The following is an 18365-nucleotide window of genomic DNA, read 5'->3' on the forward strand; positions in this document are numbered from 1 at the left end:
GATCTACCCGTTTTTTTTTTCAGGATCTTCTGTCTCTGCAGAAACTTCCGTATAGGATGGGGGAGAAGGAAGTGCTTCTGAGACAGGAAGCGCGTTGACATTATAGATCGTATTGGAAATTTTTGCCTTTACCTCAGCATAATCACTTACCATTTTGAATAAGTCTTTCATCATTTCATTTCCTTTTCCTGCATCCTGGCCTTGAATATTTTCAGCCATCTGAACAGAGGTCTCCTTATTGCCCGGAGCCGGCCCGAAAGTCGTTCCGTAGGTCAATAAATTATTAGCCAATCTGCTCAATGCAATTAAACCTACCTGCTCAAATCCTTTTAAGAATGACTGTAAATCCTGAACCATCATCCCTGTAGACTGTTCTATCATTACTTTGGTTACTCCGGTCATTGGAGAAGCTTTAGGCGGAGCCAATACCTCACTGTTCACAAATACTACAGCTTTCTCCGCCGGAGTGGTAGCATTGGCCGCCTGGGATTGTTGGGTTTCACTGTTGTTTTCACTCATGATGGTAAGGTTTTAAATTATCCTTTTAAAATTTTAATGGCATCTGCAACAATCGCAGGGTTGAGCTGGTTCAAGTTCTGCTGGTTTGTCACAGAATTCTGAATGGAAATTCCACTGGCATGCGTGGCCATCTGGTAAAGCATACTCATAGCCTGTGCGGGAGACTCACCAAGTACCGTAACGTTAGTCTGCGTTACTGCATCTGTAGTCTGGGTGTTTACTGTTTCTGCCATATTCTGGGTTTAATGGGTTACTATTTTTTTAACTAAATTTTGACTATGAGATTGTTGATCTCTTTTGTCTGATACAAATTTCAGCAATCAGAATAAATCTTCATTAAGGGAAAAAACGGAATTTTAAAAAATAAGGGAATTCTCTTATGAGTGAATTTTTGATAGAATGAATGTATTTTAAAAATGATAAACCCAAAAAACAATTCTATAAGTTTAATTTGATAAACACTCGAACACTCGAATCCCGAATACATCATCCGCAAATAAGGGAAAACCCCTAGTTTCTGAAAATGGGAGCTTCCCCTCTACACCAGTCCTTGCTTTACCTTGAAATTTGTCTGATAACCTATTCTAACATTAAAATTATATTATGAATAATCAGAACAGCGAAGAAACAGTAATTCCCTTTATCATAGTGCAGCCGGGATACGCAACAGGAGACATGTTTGCCATTGCCGCCACATTAATAAACAATGAAAGATACCATGTGTTGATTTCTACAACAATGGATAAAGACAGAAATATGACAGATCCTTATGATAACAGCAAATCTATTATAGAATTCTACAAAAGTTCCGGAATAGATGAAAGCAGGATACATACTCATAATGTTGCAGAAGTGCGGAGTCCGGGGCTGGCAAGTGAACTTAAAAAAAAGGTAGTAACCCTTGTGAAAATTTATGATAATAATATCTCAAGAGGAGAAATAATCAGAAACTACTACAAACCTGTAGGAGAAGGCACACGGTATATCGCCGACAACTTTTCTGATAACATGAGAACTGCATTAAGAAACGCATGGGACATCAACGGAAGCCAGGATGATGCCATAAGAATATGGCTGGAAACCCAGGGAATTCCGACAAGCGGTAATAATCTATTGATTTTATGGTCCCGTTTCAGCGGAAAGGGAGGTGATATCCATATAGAACATGATACCAGCTATTGGGGAATCAAGCAGATTGTGCACAGGGTGGCGGATATGTATGATGCCGTTATCATTACCGGGGATAAAGGATATCTGAAAGAAAGAGCAAAGAAATATGATGAAACAGCTGAGGAGATTAACAGCAAGTCTCCATCCAGAAAAGTTTTCAATATTACGGAATTCTGGAAAGGAAACTCTCCGGAACTGAAGGCATGGGGAGGAAACACCCGTATGGGACAGTTTAAGCTGTATGAGTATTTTGATACACACTTTAAGAATGTAAAACATCTTGGCTTCAGAAGTGGTAATCTGGAAGTAATGGCTATGCTGGGATATAAGGTTCGGTATATGGAAGAAAAAGGCAGTGAAAGCGGAGACAGAATGACCAGCTGGTTTGATAAAGGGGATGGTTTTACAAAGGGAACTGGTAAAGCAACAGGATATGAGAGACTTGTATTGACAGAACCTCCTACAAGATCCGGTAAATTTATTCAATATCAGATTCAGGAAATAAACAAAGAAATCCGGGAAAGGAAGCAACCATTTGAAGATCACATTACAAGGTTAAAAGAAAGTGGGGAAAGTCCGCAAAGTCAAACTATTAAAAACCTTGAAAAAAAGATAAAAGAAATAAACGATGAAGGAGAGGCCAGAAAGAAAATATATGCGGGTCCCGAAATGGCTCCTTCCCGTAAAGATAACATTCTTCCGAGTGCTATACCTAAAAAAGGTAAGGAAAGCTTTTCAGAAGGTTTCAGCGAAAACGATATGAAGATTATTCTGAGTTATCTGCAACCTGCAGACTGGATAGAAAGAGAAACAGCATATGAAAGGTATGTCCCTCAGCGAAGTAAAAGCTACGAAAAACTGCTTGAAGGTTAAGAGACAGCATCCTGAAACTATTCAGGATGCTGTTTTTGTTTACATTAAATATAAAAATTGCACATGATCAATTTAAAATTCTGTTTTCATCTACCGGCAATTCTTTTCTCTTCCTCCAGAAGAAATAAGCCACAACAGCTGTAGCAATAGGCAGGGCAATACCAAACTCATCAATATAATAGTTGGTGTTTCCTGTATCTACAGTAAGAGGTGTAAAAATAGACTGGATAAAAAGATTATGACTGGCATGTAAAATAACACCTGTCCATAAACTTCCGGATTTCAATCTTAACCATGTAAAGATGAAACAAGCGGCAAATATCATCACCGTAAAACACGTAAGAGCCAGCCATTTGGGGCCGCCTGTATTATAATTGGAGAAAAGCAGAAGAGGATAATGGTAGATCGACCAGATTACACCCATCCAAAGAGAAGTAGCGGTATAGGAATTGATCTTGGCCAATTGAGGCGTCAGAAGACCACGCCAGCCTATCTCTTCTCCCAGTGCAGAGCCTACTGAACGTACCATGCCAAAACTGCTCATCAGAATAACATACAGAATGATCGTGAGACCATCTGGAAGGTTCCAGCCCATTCCTTTGCCAATTTCCGCTACAAATTCATGATTATAAAAGCCGCCGGCACCACTGATCCAGATGATGAGGTAAGGTACCAAACTATAAAGAACGGGAATACAATAGGCCATTATCTGGTATTTTGTTGGTTCCCACTTCCATCCCAGGGAAGAAATGGGGATATTTCGGATACGGCAGGTAAGAAATGCAGCAATAGCGGGACACCACATGACAATGGTTGCATAAGAGATTATTCCGCCGCCAAGTTTTCCGGTGCTGATACACATATAATAAACAGGAAGACAGAAAAGCAGGGTAAGAATGAGATAAGTGGCAATATTCTTCCTGACTTCGGATTTGGATATTGTATTTTCCATAAACTGATCTGGTGCTAAAGTTTATAAATGACTGAAAAATAGAAAGTTATTTTTAAATAAAAATACACTTATTTTTTATATTAATAATAATTTAAACATCAGCGGATGTAAGAAAAGATTTTAATAATGAAAACAGTAAATTAGCTAAAATATTTTCCGAATACCTAAACGATGTCCAAGCTAAAAGCCATAAGAGAACAAAAGAACCTGACCCAGGAAGAGCTGTCAGAACAATCAAAAATTTCTGTAAGAACCATTCAACGTATAGAATCGGGAACAGAACCTAAAGGACATACGTTAAAATCACTGGCTCAGGCTTTAGGAATAGAAGAGGTTGAATTGCAACAGGATCAACCACAAATAATTTCAGAAACAGATAAGGTTGAAATAGAAGTAAAAGAAGGGGAAGCTCCAATCAATTATTCATACATTAAAATCATTAATCTTTCCTCGTTAATATTTACTCTTTTACCGCCACTCAATATTTTTGTACCGCTTATTCTCATGCATAGTATGAAGCAGAGAAACAGTCTGGCCAGACAGATTATTTCCGTTCAGATGATCTGGACAGTGATGGCACCTATTACCTTTATGCTCGGCATCTTTTTAAAGTTCGGAAAGCAGTTTACCCTGATCCTGATGATCCTCATTGTTCTCTCCAATGTATTTATTATCCTTCGGAATGCAGCTGAGATAGATAAGAATAAAAAACTCTATTTCAGACTGAAATTCAGTATGATATAAAACCTGTCAGGACTTTGTCGGGTTTTTGTCGGGTTCATTTTTAGCAGAAAAACAAAAGGAAATCGAATCTTTGTCAAAAAAATAACAATGACAAAGTCTTCAAGGTTCACCCTTCCTTTTTTTATGCTGTTCATGAGTGTCACGCAGGCACAAACAGAGAAAACAGATTCTCTGTATAAAACCATTATGTCGAAAGACAGCCTGTTTTTTTCTGTAGGCTACAATACCTGCAACATCAAGCAGATGGAAAATCTGTTGAGCGAAAAGTTTGAATTTTATCATGACAAAGGAGGTTTTGAGGACAGGGAAAAATTTATCATTGATTTTAAAAACGGATTATGTAAATCCCCGGAGACCTACCAGATAAGAAGAGTGCTTATTAATAAAAGCACAGAAATTTATCCCATGTATAAAGACGGAAAGATCTACGCTGCCATTCAGAATGGAGACCACCTTTTTTATGAGAAGATAGTAAATCATGCTGAAAAACTGGTTGGGGAAGCAAAATTTACCCATTTATGGATACTGGAAAATGGTGAGTGGAAGCTTAAAAATTCATTGAGTTTTAATCATCATCCGAAGCAGACTACCGATAGTGAAACGATGTTTGATAACGATCATTCCATGCAAAGCTGGCTGAAAGAAAATAATATTCCTGCCCTGGGATTAGGAATTATAGAAGGAGGAAAGTTGCAGCAGGTGAAAGTTTTCGGTGAGATCAGGAAAGGGATTGCAGCACCTGATAATGCCTTGTTTAATGTCGCATCACTTACAAAACCTGTTACGGCAATGGTTGCATTACGATTGGTAAGTCTTGGGAAATGGAAGCTTGATGAACCTCTTGATGCCTATTGGACAGATCCAGATATTGGCAACGATTCAAGGCATCAAAAATTAACCACCAGAATGATCCTGAGCCACCAGACAGGTTTCCCGAACTGGAGATGGATGAATGCAGATAAAAAGCTGAATTTTCAGTTTGATCCCGGCACCAGATACCAATACTCAGGAGAAGGTTTTGAATACCTTCGGAAAGCACTGGAAAAAAAGCTTGGAAAATCACTGGATCAGCTGGCAAAAGAACTTGTTTTTCAGCCATTCGGGATGAATGATACCCATTATATCTGGGATCAGAATACCGACGAATCAAGATTGGCTATAGGATATGATAAAGATGGTAAACCTTATCCAACCGAAAAAAACAAAACGGCCAATGCGGCTGATGATCTTTATACTACGGTTGAAGATTACGGCAACTTTATGGTCAGTGTCATGAATAAGAAAAATCTGAAACCGGATGTTTTTCAGGAAATGATCAAAAAACAGGTCAAAGTAAAAGATCAAAAATATTTTGGACTGGGGTTTGAGATATACGACCTTGGAAACGGTGATTATGCCTTATCCCACGGCGGAGCTGATCAGGGAACACAATGTATTGCCATCATCATACCCGGCTCAGGGAAGGGAATTATAATTTTTACCAATATTGATGACGGTTATAAAGTATATGAGAAGTTGGTTCTTCATTATCTGGGTAATGAAGGAAAGCAAATTGTAGATATAGAAACCAGATAACAGATTGTTTTTTAAGGGTTAAATAATGATGTGATAAATCTTTGTATCTTCGGGGTATCAATCTGAAAACAAGAAAGATAATCAAAATATATGTTTTCAGGATGAAATAGTATGGACAGAAAAAAAACGAAAGCTATGTGGCAATATTATATCATCCTTGCAGCAGGAATCATTCTGTTTGCAGCAGCATTAATGAGCTTTAAAAATACTCTTTCATTCTTAAAAAAAGCAGAAAAGGCAACGGCAACCGTTACCTCATTAAGAGAATATGAATCAGAGGGAACCGTATTCAGCCCTGTCTTTACCTTCCGGTCGCAAAATAATATGGAGCATACTTTTGAACTGGCGGAAGGAACCAATCCCTCAGCATGGGCCATTGGGGAAACTGAGACTGTGATCTATGATCCTGAGGATCCTTCCTCAGTAAGTTTATATACCTATTTCAGAATTTTTGCCTGGCCTTTAATCCTGATTTCAATGGCACTGCCACTACTGGTGGTGGGAAGCGGGTATTTTATTGCAGAACGGTTTTTAAAATAATCTTCATTATCAATTTCTTGAGCTGTTTTCAAGGAAACTCTTTATAAGTTTTGTTGTACTGAAGCAAAGGCCCTTACCGGAAAAGTTCCGGCTCCTTTGAATTTTGGAGGGGCAGCCGTAAAGGTAAAACCTTCATCAGGAAGCTGTTCCAAACGACAAAGATGCTCCGCAATTACTATTTCATCGCCCAGAAGAATGGTGTGTACGGGACGGTTTTTGCCTTTTGTGTTATCAATATTATGAGAGTCAATCCCTACAAGTTTTACCTGGCAGTCTTTAAGATATTCTGCCGCGCTTTGCGTAAGGTAAGGATGATTTTCATAATACGTCTCCGTATTCCAGTGGCTATCCCATCCCGTATGGATAAGTACCGCTTTATTTCTGATTTCCCGGTTTCTGAGATATTGATCTGTAATCTCCAATGTTTCCGTATAAGGAATCCGGATTACTACCGCCTCTAATTCAGCCAGTTTTTCCAGTTCCATTTCAGCGGTGTCTTTTCCGTTTTCAAACCTGTGGAAAGGACAGTCGATATAAGTTCCTGTATTCGTAACCATTTCAATCTTACCAATTTGAAACGAAGTTCCTTCCTCATACAATTTCTGAGATTCCGTTCTGCTGAGATAATCACAGATGTGAGGAGCGGGAAGCCCTTTATAAGTAATAAGTCCTTCTTCAATCGTGTGGCTCAGATCGATCAGCCGTTCCACAGGAGGTTTTTGTTGTACAGTCTTTCTTTTATGGGGTTCGTTAATGACCTGCTTATTCAGGATATTGACTTCACCAGCCATAAGAAGCCGGAGATCATCAATAATATAATCAATCAGTTCCTGGTCTGTAATATGATCTCCTGCAATGTCAAGTCTGAATTCTTCCCCTTTAAGGCTTCCCCCATTGGTAAAATACACTTCAAAATCAAATTGTACCCTTTTGTCCATTATTAAAATATTTAGACAAAAGTGAAGAAAATCAGATTCTGTTTACTTGACTTAAATCAATTTGCTTTATTTTTTTACTTCGGATCCTGCTTAAGGTTTCAGGACTCATCCCCAGATAAGAAGCAATATGGAAAAGAGGAATTCTGGTTTCAGAATGCGGAAACTGTTCAAGAAAATAAAGATACCGTTCATAAGAATCCTGAAGCAGGAAAGAGCTTTCACGGCGGCATTTTTTAATAAACTCTTTCGTAAGGATTTGATTCATGAACTGATGCCATTTCGGATCTTTTAAAAGCTTGTCTGTCAGTTTTTTGGGAAGAATAATAATTTCTGAAGCTTCCAGACATTGAAAATTAAGAGATGTTTTTTCGCCGGTCAGATAGCTTGTCAGTGCTGTAAAAAAATCGTGTTCAAAGAAAAATTCAGTGTTGATCTCTCTATGGTCTTTTATATAAAAACTTCTGATAACTCCTTTTTGAAGAAAAAAAAGGCTGTCTGCCGTTGAGTTTTCCCGTATGACATAACTGTTGCTTTCCAGATGCCATACTTTTGCTTCGGCAAGGATCATTTCTTTCTCCTCATCGGTAAGATCAAACAAAGGATATAGTGCTGTTTCGAAGAAAGGAGTAAGATTATGCATCGTTTTGAAGGTTTAAACAGTGAACAGAAACTGCAGCTGCAAAAATGCAGCCCTTAGTTCTATTTTACTTTTTCAAGAAGATATAACTTACCACCGGAAAATCCCTGTTTAGGCATAAGATTGCCTTCCAGAACCATTGTTTTATTGGTTACATCGATAACGGAAATATAGCTATTGGAATTGTATTCGATATAATTCTCCTTTTCCTTCGTTGAAGGATTTTTTCCGAATTCCATTGAATATTTTACCCAATCTTCATCCTGTGTGCTGCAATGTACGGGCTTGAATTTAGATTTCTTAGCCTTGAAAACAATCTGATCAAAACCTTCCGTACATTCTGAAGTAAATGATCCGTCAGGATTCTGATCTTTTGAAAAATCTTCAAAAGAACCACGGTAAACGCCCACTACTTTCCAGGTACCATCCAGACGGTCTTCATCAATTTTCCCCTTTGCTTTGCTCACTGCCCAGCTGATTCCGTTAACGGTTCCCTTTACCGCTTTGTAACTTAAATTTACTGCTCCGGAAACCACTTTAGTAGCTGTTCTTACCACACATGAATGGAGAACGAATACAGACGAAGCCAGCAATAGGAATTTCTTCATTTTGTAAAATTTTGTAATTTTTTTTCAGATACGAAGATAGTGCTTTTAGAAAAAAATTATGGTGATGGATAATGTTTTTGTCTATCAACATCATAATATATAGCGCTGTTGTTTTTTCTCCTGTCCGGTTTACCGCCCGAAAATCAGTATTCAACGTTTAATATGACCTGTTCAAAGTATTTGTTCTTATTCCGATCTCTGCTTTGCCATAATTTTACCATCACAAAACATCACTATTATGAATACTACATTGAACTTCAGTAAAAAAATACAATCCGTTTTGTCCCTGATTATTTTTATGGGAATAGGATTATTGCCTCTGAAAGCACAGACTTATACCACGGGTGAAAAGGATGCGGAAAGCATCAGATCCGCTTTTCAGAATACAAAGCAAATAAGAGCCGGGCTTTTGAACGTTGGGTATGCAGAAATGGGCCCGGCCAATGGAAAACCGGTTATCCTTCTTCATGGATGGCCTTATGATATCCATAGTTTTGAACAATCTTCCGCGATCCTTGCTGAAAAAGGCTACCGTGTTCTGGTCCCTTATTTAAGAGGTTACGGTACAACGACCTTTGTTTCTCCCAATACAAAACGCAACGGTCAGCAGAGTGCTGTTGCATTGGATATCATTGCTTTTATGGATGCTCTGAAAATCGATAAGGCTATCGTTGGCGGTTTCGACTGGGGAGCCAGAACTGCAGATATTATGGCAGCCCTTTGGCCTGAACGATGCACCGGACTGGTAGCGGTAAGCGGCTATTTGATTGGAAGTCCAAAGGCCAATGAAAAACCTTTGCCTCCGAATGCCGAGCTGTTATGGTGGTATCAGTATTATTTTTCAACGGAAAGAGGATATATGGGGTATAAAGCCAATACTTTAGCCTTTAATAAACTGATCTGGAAAACGGCTTCACCAAAATGGGTTTTTGATGACCAGATCTACGAGCGTTCTGCCAAAGCATTCGATAATCCTGATCATGTGGATATTGTGATCCACAATTACCGCTGGCGTCTGGGATTAGCAAAAGGAGAAAAACAATATGATGCACTTGAAGCCAGTCTGGCAAAATCTCCGTCCATTTCGGTTCCAACGGTTACTATGGAAGGTGATGCCAACGGAGCAGCATTTCCCGCACCGGAAAGTTATGCTTCCAGATTTACAGGTCAATATGCACATCATACTTTAACGGGCGGAATTGGTCACAATTTGCCACAGGAAGCTCCAAAAGCATTTGCAGATGCGATCATAGAAGTAGATTACATGTCGAAATCCAAATAAAAATCTGAAAGACTAAAAATAAAACCACTGCTCAATAACAGTGGTTTTTTATCTTTATTTTATCCTCAACTAGTTTTTAGATTCTTCTTCAACCTTCAGTTTATTCACCAAAGGATTAGCATACATTGCTAAGAAATACTCTCTGGAAACAGGATCAGACGGATCAATACGCATTTCAAGTCTGCGGACAAATAACTGTTTTTCCTGCTCCGTATATTCGGAAGCGTAAGTATTGGTGTTGTGAAGCAGATCATAGGCAATGTACTTGGTTGGCCAAAGCTTATAATTACTGATGATAGAACGGTCGATTACCTGTGCAATGGCCTGCAGTTGTTTATTTTTGTTGTCAATGGCCGCTGCAATTTCATCCAGTTCCTGATCCAGAACATCACCGGCATGAAGGTGGATGCGTTTTTTTTGTCCCAGAATTCCGCTGATAATGTTGGTGAAATCTTCATTTTTCCCTTTAATGTATTCCTCATCCCTGTGTTGTGCCAGCAGCTGAGGCATTTTTAAGGAATCTGTAGGGTCATACTCATAGGAGATAGAGATAGGAACAATCTTTAAGGATCTAAAATACTCTGTCAGTGGCTGATCTCCGGCTGCCATGGCAAGCATTTTCAAAACCCCTTGCTGGGTAGAATCGTTGCCGTCTTTGGTACGGCCTTCACGCTGGGCAATCCATACAGAGCGGTTTTCCTGAAGCAGAAGCTCTTTAATATATTCAGACATGGTCTGTGAGCTTGTCAGCTGTTCACGAAGGGGCAGACCTCTTTGTACCAAAAAATTCCGGTTCAGTTTTGCCAGCACGTTTAAGAACTTTTTACGGACAAGATTATCACCAATGGCAGAAGCAGTCATTACATAACCTCCTTCCAGCAATACCAGATTAAGCAGTGAAGTATCCAGAACGATATCCCTGTGGTTCGAGATGAATAGGTAAGCAGTGTTTTTATCCAGCTTATCAAATCCAGAAGTCGTTAAACCGTCAGAACTTTTTGCAAGGATCTGGCGAACGGCATAGGCTACAAACTGATGCTGGAAATCACTGATGGAATGAACATTTTTAAACTGTTCCAGCCAAACCTGCTCATCTGTATCAGGAAAAGTAAAATTCATAAAGGCTTTCATCATGGGATCACGGGCTATGCTCTGTAATCTCTCATTCACTTCCTGATCATTGAAATACCGGATTTCATCAAACTTAGACATGCGGTTGGGTAAAAATTAAAACTTTTTGCAAAAGAACGAAAATTTATCGGGGGAGAGGCTATAAAGGGTGTTAAAGTATTATGAGGGGCGTAGGAGTTGGTTGAAACAGCTGTACAATAAGTATCATGACGCGCTCCTTCATCCGTTCACTATGCACACATAAACAAACACACACAAATAAACGTTGCGGATAGACTAAGTGAATAGTCTGTAGTATGTTGAAGCAAGTAACTATTCACGTACACACCAATAAACGTTGTGGATAAGCTAAGCGAGCAGTTTGTATTATGTCTGAAGCAAGTAACTATGCACAAACAAACGTAAATACAAATAAGCGCCCACTTTGTCATTCCGACAATAATTAGCTGTGCACGCACATAGAAACATCCACCTAGTCATTCCGCAGGAATCTAAACTTTTATAATAATCGAAATTTACCTTAATAAGTTTTGTGTGAAGCGAGAAAATTTTCTTTTACAAATGATACAATATTCTCTTTCCATTGCTTTATATCTTGATGAGTCGAAATGAAAGCAACTCCGCAAGTCAGTGTATCGTTGGCATCATCATGTTCTATAGCCGAATAATCCCCTTTAATCAGTTTACTTTCTTCTCCCGGATATATCAGAGCTGTTTTTGTTGCTTTAAAATATCGGTGATAAGCATACATCTGCCTTAGATCTTCGGTTGACGGAAGATAATTTCCGTTTAAGTTTTTCCATTTTGTATCCAGAACAATTCTGTTTCCATTAGTTTCCAGAACAATATCAGGTTTCATTCTGCTGGCTCCGTTTTCTGATCTCCAGAATTCTTTGGATTGCTGGGCTCTTACTTTGATATCAATATGCTGTATATTTTTCTTTAAAACAACATATATAAACTGTTCCCAAAGACGGTTCATATCAAACATTAAGGCAAGTACATTATTTTTCCCTCTTGAAACATCAGGATGATAGTTCAGCAATAGCAGCTTTGCGATCTGCAGAGCTTTTTCATAATGTTGATTTTTCCGGTCAAAGTTGATTTTCTCAAATGTTGAATCTGTGACTTTGACATCACTCATTTCGGGGAAATTCAACAGTAGCATACCAATTCTGCTGCTCAGATCCGGCTTGCTGTTAGTCTGTTCAATAAGCTTCAGAGCTTTGTAGAGAATGCGGTGTATTTCATGATTGACATCATAATGAGAGTACTTTACATAAAATCTTTCGTGGTGAACCAGATTCTGAGATATATGTTTTGAAAACTGCAGAGCCCCCTTTAAAGCATGCAGATTTCCCTCTTTCCTGTTGTATCTTTTGATGAGTCCACGGTGAAGCAGATATTCTAATTCTTTTACATACAGTTCATAATAAAGATCCAGAATAGAGTTTTTTTTCAGCTTTAACGAAGCACTGCTGGAGACCTTTACTTCAAATCCCCATACCGTTCTTATCATGTCGTGCAATAGCTGTCTCCATTCATCTTTGCCGTTATGATCTGCTTTCGGAAGAATTTCAATGGTTGTTTGGGCAATCTTTATGACTCCTACATGTTGATTAAACTTTACACCGTTTTTTATAAGGCTAAAAAAAGGAGTTCCATCTCCATAATAATTCTCTAAAGCCTGGTCCAGTTTTAGTTTTTTATGTTCATCAGTAAAGTAGAGCTTTTCATGCTCAAAAACAACAATGGATTCTATTGGTTTCATTAAACAGACTGATTCATTAACAATAGAAGAGCTTTAGAGAAATCCATGTCGGTATCTCCAATTTTATAATGATGATCTGGTTTTCTGTAATCTATGATTTCATACGATTCTCTTTCTGAATACTCACTTTCATAGTCATCAAATGCTGCAAAAACAGATGATTCGGTAACTTTCTTTTTCACAAATCCTTTGCCCAGTACTAATCCTATTTTGCCGTAATCACCAAAGAAATACTCCTGTAGTAGAGGAATGATATTTTTATAAAAAGAATCTCTGATGGTTGTATTGTCTTTTCCTATAAAATAAGCATGTCCAATGGCGTGATCTTTATCAATCAGTTTTTCTATACGGTTGTTTATGATGGTCAATAATTTTTCAAAATCTATTCTTTCAAAATCAAACCTTTGAAAATATCCGGATTCTCTGACGATATTATTTTTTTTATCTTCTTTCATCTGTTCCCAGATACCTTCTTTTTCTTTTTTGAAGTCTTCAGAAACACCTAAAACAGAAAATAATTTATTCTCTTCAGTCAGATATTCTTTGTCGGTCCATTCATAGCTTTTATACTCCCATAATAGATTTTCTATCATTGCTGACGGGTTCAGAAGCTCAGGTTTAGGAGACATTTCTTCAAATGAAAATCGTCTTCTCAACGCTGTGTCCAAAGCTTCCACACTTCTGTCTGCTGTATTCATGGTTCCGATAATGTATAAATTGGAAGGAACTCCGAATTTATCTTTACTGTATGGAAGGGTGATCTCCAGAGCTTCATTATTGCCGATACGTTTATCCTCTTCAATAAGTGTAATGAGCTCTCCAAAGATTTGAGACACATTTCCACGGTTGATTTCATCAATGATCAATACATGAGGAAGGGGAGGAAGAGTTTCTTCTTTTACTTCGGTAATAGATTTTTCTTTTATTTTATTATTGATATAATTTAAAACAGACCAATACGCTGTAGAATTGGAACCTCCGATCACTTCTCTGAATTCCGTATTCACATTTTTAATTACGGACAGATCAGGAAATGCCTGCTGCAATTTCTCAGCTCTGGAATAAGATATCGTATAAATTTTTGAATCTTCAGAATAAATAGGCTTGAGATTTAGATTTCCTTTATCAGAAATATCCACTATTCTCAATCCCAGATTCGGAGTTTGTATGGTTAATACAAGCGGATCTCCATCTTCCAGATGTCTGTTTGCATCCTGAACAAGATCACTCCAGGCATCATCAAAGGTATATGGTGTTATTGAATTTTCACTTTTTAATCTTGGTTTTCTGGCTTTATCAGCAATTCTTTTGAAAATTCCACTTTCAACCTCGTAGATGACTTTTTTATTTCCGTTCTCATCTTCATCGATTTTAGGTTTAATCCCTTCAATAAAATCTTCGTAGCTCATGCTTTGATGGAAGGTTGTAAACACAATTCTTCCTTCATCTACCAGCTTTTTATATTCTTCCTTGATTTGCTTTCGGGTATGATCAGACAGAACAAAATCAGGGTTAGCGATCTGAATGGCTTTGTTGATGGTATTGTAGGTCTTACCGGTTCCGGGAGGGCCGTATAAGATTTGGTTGAGTGGCTGTTTCATGACAGAATGAAAAGTAGTAAAATTTTTAACGGTATAATCCAGAAATTTCTCAAAATAGTCTAGGCCCTCATAATCAAAATTGGGAATTTCTTTTTTTATAATTTCAATAGTTTCAGAATCATATTCATTCAGTTTTTCCTCTGAGATGAGATCTTTGGAATGAGAAATCTGATAAAGGAATCCGAATATCATCCCATGAAATATGCCAGAAGGCTGGTCGTAATTTTTTACAAACCAGGTATCAAAATCTTCCAGAATGGTCCAGCTTTCTTCTTCATTCTCTTCATCATTCACATTAGCAGAATATCTGTCAAATCTTTCATACATTTTAGAAATCATTCTTTCCTGTTCCTTTGGCAGAAAGCGATTTGCTTTAAATGTAGGATGAGTATTTTTCATAGCAGTGATCTCTTCATCTACAATATGAATTACTTTTTCCAGCATTGTATTGAGATCATGAATAGATGATTCAAAACTGTCATAAAGCTCTGGCAGGTAGATCGCAAAATATTCCATTTTTAGAGTTTCTTTACCCTCACCATATACCAAAGGATCCAGATTCTTCAAACGGGGTTTTATATTTCTGATAAGCTCCAGAGCATATTGATTCTGATCATTGTTGGGATCTTTTGTCTGATAAAACTGAATATAAAGAGATAATTTGTTCCCTTTTTTCAAAGCAAAAACCAGATTAATCAAGTCTGTGGATGAGCCGGGATAAGAAACGGGTATATTCCAGAATGTAGTAGAGAAATAACGGGATCTTTCGGTTCCGATAAAATAATTTTGCTCTGCTCCTTTAGAAGCTTTCTGTCTTACTGAAAACGTAAAATCAGGATTTGTATCATGCAGGTGCTTTAACCAGTTATAGGCTTTTACCTGTAATTCGTGGTAATTCATATAAATGTTTTGACTTAGTATAGTTTAGGTTTTAAACTTTGTTTATAGCAAAGAAAGGATCTGATTACAATCCTTTTGATTTTCTGCATTCATATTTACAGTAGATTTTACATTTGGAATAGATTTCATAATAATATGACTATTTGGAAATTGATTGATTCTACGGGTAGGTTTTTTAAATTTTGAATTGGTAGCCAGTATGAGAATATCCACATTGAGTAGCTGAAAAGCATTTATTGCTTGTAGCGTATATTTGGAATAGTCTCCCATAGTATAAAAGCCTATAGTTGTTTGGTTTATTCGGGTTACTATACACTCAAAATCTCTCTGTACAGGATTTCCAAGTATTTTTTTAGGAGTACTCCGGTTTCCTTGTATATTGATTAAAGAATCATAAACAAGATTTAAAGTAGTCGATTTGCCAGAATTACCTTTTCCTTTTAGAGCAATTATTCTCATATCTTATTAGTTTTCGAGGACAATAATAAAAAAAATATACAGGTTCTGTTTACGGGAAAGCATAAAAATTTCAATAAAAATTCTCTTTAAAAACAGTTCTATCCCCTTCCAAAGTCCCTCTAACCCCTTCACCAAGCCCCTGAAGGGACTTTATGAACGGTCTCCACCCTCTTCATGAAGGGGATATACCCCCTTGGGTAAGGGGTTAGACGGACTTGTATAAGGGGCTCCACCTGCTCATATAAGAGGGTAGAGACCGTTGTCCAAAGGGGCGGAGACGGTTGCTATACTACCTGGAGGGTGTTAGGAAGGTAAGAGGGGTAATAGATTATTGTAAGAATCATGCGTACTATTCATCTGGCTTCATCAGTGGCGTAGCCACCATTCTTTGCTTCCTCCAATCATCAATTCGAATCAATAAAACCTTTGCATTTTAAAATATTCTGTTTCTTCAGATGCAATGGCTTATTATTTTGTTTTATACGCAAAGACGCAAAGTTTTCAATATTGATATGTTTTGTAAGGCGCAAGAAAATCAAAGATTTTCAGCAGGTAAGTATATTGGATTATAGCAATTTTATCGGAGATAAAATCCTTGCGCCTTAAACAGCGTCCCTATAATAAGAACTTGCGCCTTTGCGATTTCCAACCAAAAATAAGCAGATGGATCATCATAAAAAAAGCACGTTTTTCACGTGCTCTCAAAAAAGTATTTATTCTTACTGATTAATACAATGGCTTATTATTTTGTTTTAAAAGCAAGGTCGCAAAGTTTTCAATATTGATATGTTTTGTAAGGCGCAAGAAAATCAAAGATTTTCAGCAGGTAAGTATATTGGATTATAGCAATTTTATCGGAGATAAAATCCTTGCGCCTTAAACAGCGTCCCTATAATAAGAACTTGCGCCTTTGCGATTTCCAACCAAAAATAAGCAGATAAATCATCACAAAAAAAGCACGTTTTTCACGTGCTCTCAAAAAAGTATTTATTCTTACTGATTAATACAATGGCTTATTATTTTGTTTTAAAAGCAAGGTCGCAAAGTTTTCAATATTGATATGTTTTGTAAGGCGCAGGAAAATCAAAGATTTTCAGCAGGTAAGTATATTGGATTATAGCAATTTTATCGGAGATAAAATCCTTGCGCCTTAAACAGCGTCCCTATAATAAGAACTTGCGCCTTTGCGATTTCCAACCAAAAATAAGCAGATGGATCATCATAAAAAAAGCACGTTTTTCGCGTGCTCTCAAAAAAGTATTTATTCTTACTGATTAATACAATGGCTTATTATTGTTTTAAACGCAAGGTCGCAAAGTTTTCAATATTGATATGTTTTGTAAGGCGCAGGAAAATCAAAGATTTTCAGCAGGTAAGTATATTGGGTACAGCAATTTTATCGGAGATAAAATCCTTGCGCCTTAAACAGCGTCCTTATGATAAGAACTTGCGTCTTTGCGATTTCCAACCAAAATATGGTAAACAGATAACCACAAAAAAGCACGTTTTTCACGTGCTCTCAAAAAAATATTTATTCTTACTGATTAATACAATGGCTTATTATTTTGTTTTAAACGCAAAGACGCAAAGTTTAAATATTGATATGTTTTGTAAGGCGCAAGAAAATCAAAGATTTTCAGCAAGGAAATTAAAGTAGGTCATCAGAAATTTTATCGGAGATAAAATCTTTGCGCCTTAAACAGCATCCCTATAATAAGAACTTGCGTCTTTGCGATTCCCAACCAAAAATAATCAGATAAATCATCACAAAAAAAGCACGTTTTTCACGTGCTCTCAAAAAAATATTTATTCTTACTGATTAATACAATGGCTTATTATTTTGTTTTAAACGCAAAGACGCAAAGTTTTCAATATTGATATGTTTTGTAAGGCGCAAGAAAATCAAAGATTTTCAGCAGGTAAGTATATTGGGTACAGCAATTTTATCGGAGATAAAATCTTTTCGCCTTAAACAGCGTCCTTATGATAAGAACTTGCGGCTTTGCGATTTCCAACCAAAAATAAGCAGATAGATCATCACAAAAAAAGCACGTTTTCACGTGCTCCCAAAAAAGTATTTATTCTTACTGATTGTTGTTTGAACCGGATGTAGATGGTGTTTCAGTGGGGGCTGAAGTCTGTCCCGCTACAAAAAACTGCTTCATATCATCATAAATAACATTGGTCCCCGGTACATTCTCTTCGGAAAGGTATCTGATGCTTCGGTAGAAACTGATGGCGTTATGATAGTTATCGTGATCCAGCAATACCTTGGTGTCTGAAAGCTGTTCTGTTAAAGAATCCAGTTGTTGCAGCCTTTGTTCGATCTGTTCTCTGGCGATATAATCTTTATCGAATTCTGCTTTATCCAGGAAGTTAGGAACATATTGGGCATACTGTTCCATATAGATTTTGGCTTTATTCACGAAGAGTTTGTTCTGTTCTGCAATTCTTCCGTATTGCTGTCGCTGATCCGGAGTAAGGTTGATGGTTTTTCCCAGCAGTACAGACTGGATGTCCTGAATTGCTTTATCAATCGTTTCCAGATCACTTGTTGAAAAGCTTACACTGATTAAATTGTCTAGTGCCATAATATTGTGTTTTTTTGGTTTGTAGGATCAAATATAGGGAGTGCCAGGCATAGAAAAATAGAGAGATATAAGAT

General features: G+C 37.4%; 16 protein-coding genes. 5 read left to right on the forward strand and 11 right to left on the reverse strand.

Annotation, left to right across the window (positions count from 1 at the left end; genetic code table 11):
- Positions 1-3 precede the first annotated feature (3 nt).
- Positions 4-519 carry a hypothetical protein gene (locus AB1278_RS07680; protein WP_343641951.1) on the reverse strand — a complete coding sequence of 172 codons (516 nt, stop codon included), beginning with the start codon at positions 517-519 and terminating at the stop codon, positions 4-6.
- A gap of 17 nt (positions 520-536) precedes the next feature.
- A complete protein-coding gene (locus AB1278_RS07685; RefSeq protein ID WP_034697211.1) occupies positions 537-752 on the reverse strand; it encodes a RebB family R body protein in 216 nt (71 codons plus the stop codon).
- Between the two features lie 370 nt (positions 753-1122).
- Between AB1278_RS07685 and AB1278_RS07690 the strand changes: the two genes are divergently transcribed.
- Positions 1123-2562, forward strand: a complete 1440-nt coding sequence (locus AB1278_RS07690; protein WP_429813431.1) for a hypothetical protein — start codon at positions 1123-1125, stop codon at positions 2560-2562.
- Between the two features lie 67 nt (positions 2563-2629).
- Here the strand turns inward: AB1278_RS07690 and AB1278_RS07695 are convergent, their stop codons facing one another.
- The gene (locus AB1278_RS07695) at positions 2630-3514 is read right to left on the reverse strand and encodes a CPBP family intramembrane glutamic endopeptidase (protein WP_429813434.1); all 885 of its coding nucleotides are present in this window, start codon (positions 3512-3514) and stop codon (positions 2630-2632) included.
- Positions 3515-3685: 171 nt separating this feature from the next.
- Here AB1278_RS07695 and AB1278_RS07700 point away from each other — a divergent pair, with 171 nt between their 5' ends.
- The 3 genes from AB1278_RS07700 to AB1278_RS07710 all read left to right on the forward strand — a co-directional run bounded on the left by AB1278_RS07700 (position 3686) and on the right by AB1278_RS07710 (position 6373).
- Positions 3686-4258: a helix-turn-helix domain-containing protein gene (locus AB1278_RS07700; protein WP_411413988.1), complete on the forward strand. Its 573-nt coding sequence runs from the start codon at positions 3686-3688 to the stop codon at positions 4256-4258.
- An 87-nt stretch (positions 4259-4345) separates the two neighbouring features.
- The gene (locus AB1278_RS07705) at positions 4346-5833 is read left to right on the forward strand and encodes a serine hydrolase (RefSeq protein WP_343641943.1); all 1488 of its coding nucleotides are present in this window, start codon (positions 4346-4348) and stop codon (positions 5831-5833) included.
- Positions 5834-5944: 111 nt separating this feature from the next.
- Positions 5945-6373, forward strand: coding sequence for a DUF3592 domain-containing protein (locus tag AB1278_RS07710; RefSeq protein WP_429813438.1), 429 nt, complete (start codon positions 5945-5947; stop codon positions 6371-6373).
- A 41-nt stretch (positions 6374-6414) separates the two neighbouring features.
- Here AB1278_RS07710 and AB1278_RS07715 read toward each other — a convergent pair whose 3' ends face one another.
- Genes AB1278_RS07715 through AB1278_RS07725 form a run of 3 tightly spaced genes read right to left on the reverse strand, consistent with a single transcriptional unit; the run spans position 6415 to position 8556 of the window.
- On the reverse strand, positions 6415-7311 hold the full coding sequence (locus AB1278_RS07715; protein WP_429813441.1) for a cyclase family protein: 897 nt from the start codon (positions 7309-7311) through the stop codon (positions 6415-6417).
- 31 nt (positions 7312-7342) lie between these two features.
- Complete coding sequence (locus tag AB1278_RS07720; protein WP_277695253.1) at positions 7343-7951, reverse strand: Crp/Fnr family transcriptional regulator; 609 nt, start codon at positions 7949-7951, stop codon at positions 7343-7345.
- 59 nt (positions 7952-8010) lie between these two features.
- Positions 8011-8556 carry a hypothetical protein gene (locus tag AB1278_RS07725; protein ID WP_343641937.1) on the reverse strand — a complete coding sequence of 182 codons (546 nt, stop codon included), beginning with the start codon at positions 8554-8556 and terminating at the stop codon, positions 8011-8013.
- Between the two features lie 238 nt (positions 8557-8794).
- Here AB1278_RS07725 and AB1278_RS07730 point away from each other — a divergent pair, with 238 nt between their 5' ends.
- Positions 8795-9838 carry an alpha/beta fold hydrolase gene (locus tag AB1278_RS07730; protein WP_429813445.1) on the forward strand — a complete coding sequence of 348 codons (1044 nt, stop codon included), beginning with the start codon at positions 8795-8797 and terminating at the stop codon, positions 9836-9838.
- Positions 9839-9907: 69 nt separating this feature from the next.
- Here the strand turns inward: AB1278_RS07730 and AB1278_RS07735 are convergent, their stop codons facing one another.
- The 5 genes from AB1278_RS07735 to AB1278_RS07755 form a co-directional block, all read right to left on the reverse strand.
- Positions 9908-11050 (reverse strand): 1-acyl-sn-glycerol-3-phosphate acyltransferase, encoded by a 1143-nt coding sequence (locus AB1278_RS07735; RefSeq protein WP_429813448.1) that lies wholly within the window; start codon positions 11048-11050, stop codon positions 9908-9910.
- 439 nt (positions 11051-11489) lie between these two features.
- The gene (locus tag AB1278_RS07740; protein ID WP_429813451.1) at positions 11490-12740 is read right to left on the reverse strand and encodes an McrC family protein; all 1251 of its coding nucleotides are present in this window, start codon (positions 12738-12740) and stop codon (positions 11490-11492) included.
- The gene (locus AB1278_RS07745; protein WP_429813454.1) at positions 12740-15241 is read right to left on the reverse strand and encodes an McrB family protein; all 2502 of its coding nucleotides are present in this window, start codon (positions 15239-15241) and stop codon (positions 12740-12742) included. The genes AB1278_RS07740 and AB1278_RS07745 overlap by 1 nt, the downstream gene beginning before the upstream one ends.
- Before the next feature lie 42 nt (positions 15242-15283).
- Positions 15284-15700: a hypothetical protein gene (locus AB1278_RS07750; protein ID WP_429813457.1), complete on the reverse strand. Its 417-nt coding sequence runs from the start codon at positions 15698-15700 to the stop codon at positions 15284-15286.
- Between the two features lie 2084 nt (positions 15701-17784).
- Positions 17785-18291 (reverse strand): hypothetical protein, encoded by a 507-nt coding sequence (locus AB1278_RS07755; RefSeq protein ID WP_429813460.1) that lies wholly within the window; start codon positions 18289-18291, stop codon positions 17785-17787.
- Between the last annotated feature and the right edge of the window lie 74 nt (positions 18292-18365).

The sequence above is a fragment of the Chryseobacterium sp. NRRL B-14798 genome, from assembly GCF_050470705.1.
GTDB classification, from domain to species: domain Bacteria; phylum Bacteroidota; class Bacteroidia; order Flavobacteriales; family Weeksellaceae; genus Chryseobacterium; species Chryseobacterium cupriresistens.

What these genes read in the sequence shown, in the direction of transcription:
- AB1278_RS07680 (WP_343641951.1), bottom strand. Translation starts at nt 519, where the DNA reads ATGAGTGAAAACAACAGTGAAACCCAACAATCCCAGGCGGCCAATGCT.
- AB1278_RS07685 (WP_034697211.1), bottom strand. Translation starts at nt 752, where the DNA reads ATGGCAGAAACAGTAAACACCCAGACTACAGATGCAGTAACGCAGACT.
- AB1278_RS07690 (WP_429813431.1), top strand. Translation starts at nt 1,123, where the DNA reads ATGAATAATCAGAACAGCGAAGAAACAGTAATTCCCTTTATCATAGTG.
- AB1278_RS07695 (WP_429813434.1), bottom strand. Translation starts at nt 3,514, where the DNA reads ATGGAAAATACAATATCCAAATCCGAAGTCAGGAAGAATATTGCCACT.
- AB1278_RS07700 (WP_411413988.1), top strand. Translation starts at nt 3,686, where the DNA reads ATGTCCAAGCTAAAAGCCATAAGAGAACAAAAGAACCTGACCCAGGAA.
- AB1278_RS07705 (WP_343641943.1), top strand. Translation starts at nt 4,346, where the DNA reads ATGACAAAGTCTTCAAGGTTCACCCTTCCTTTTTTTATGCTGTTCATG.
- AB1278_RS07710 (WP_429813438.1), top strand. Translation starts at nt 5,945, where the DNA reads ATGGACAGAAAAAAAACGAAAGCTATGTGGCAATATTATATCATCCTT.
- AB1278_RS07715 (WP_429813441.1), bottom strand. Translation starts at nt 7,311, where the DNA reads ATGGACAAAAGGGTACAATTTGATTTTGAAGTGTATTTTACCAATGGG.
- AB1278_RS07720 (WP_277695253.1), bottom strand. Translation starts at nt 7,951, where the DNA reads ATGCATAATCTTACTCCTTTCTTCGAAACAGCACTATATCCTTTGTTT.
- AB1278_RS07725 (WP_343641937.1), bottom strand. Translation starts at nt 8,556, where the DNA reads ATGAAGAAATTCCTATTGCTGGCTTCGTCTGTATTCGTTCTCCATTCA.
- AB1278_RS07730 (WP_429813445.1), top strand. Translation starts at nt 8,795, where the DNA reads ATGAATACTACATTGAACTTCAGTAAAAAAATACAATCCGTTTTGTCC.
- AB1278_RS07735 (WP_429813448.1), bottom strand. Translation starts at nt 11,050, where the DNA reads ATGTCTAAGTTTGATGAAATCCGGTATTTCAATGATCAGGAAGTGAAT.
- AB1278_RS07740 (WP_429813451.1), bottom strand. Translation starts at nt 12,740, where the DNA reads ATGAAACCAATAGAATCCATTGTTGTTTTTGAGCATGAAAAGCTCTAC.
- AB1278_RS07745 (WP_429813454.1), bottom strand. Translation starts at nt 15,241, where the DNA reads ATGAATTACCACGAATTACAGGTAAAAGCCTATAACTGGTTAAAGCAC.
- AB1278_RS07750 (WP_429813457.1), bottom strand. Translation starts at nt 15,700, where the DNA reads ATGAGAATAATTGCTCTAAAAGGAAAAGGTAATTCTGGCAAATCGACT.
- AB1278_RS07755 (WP_429813460.1), bottom strand. Translation starts at nt 18,291, where the DNA reads ATGGCACTAGACAATTTAATCAGTGTAAGCTTTTCAACAAGTGATCTG.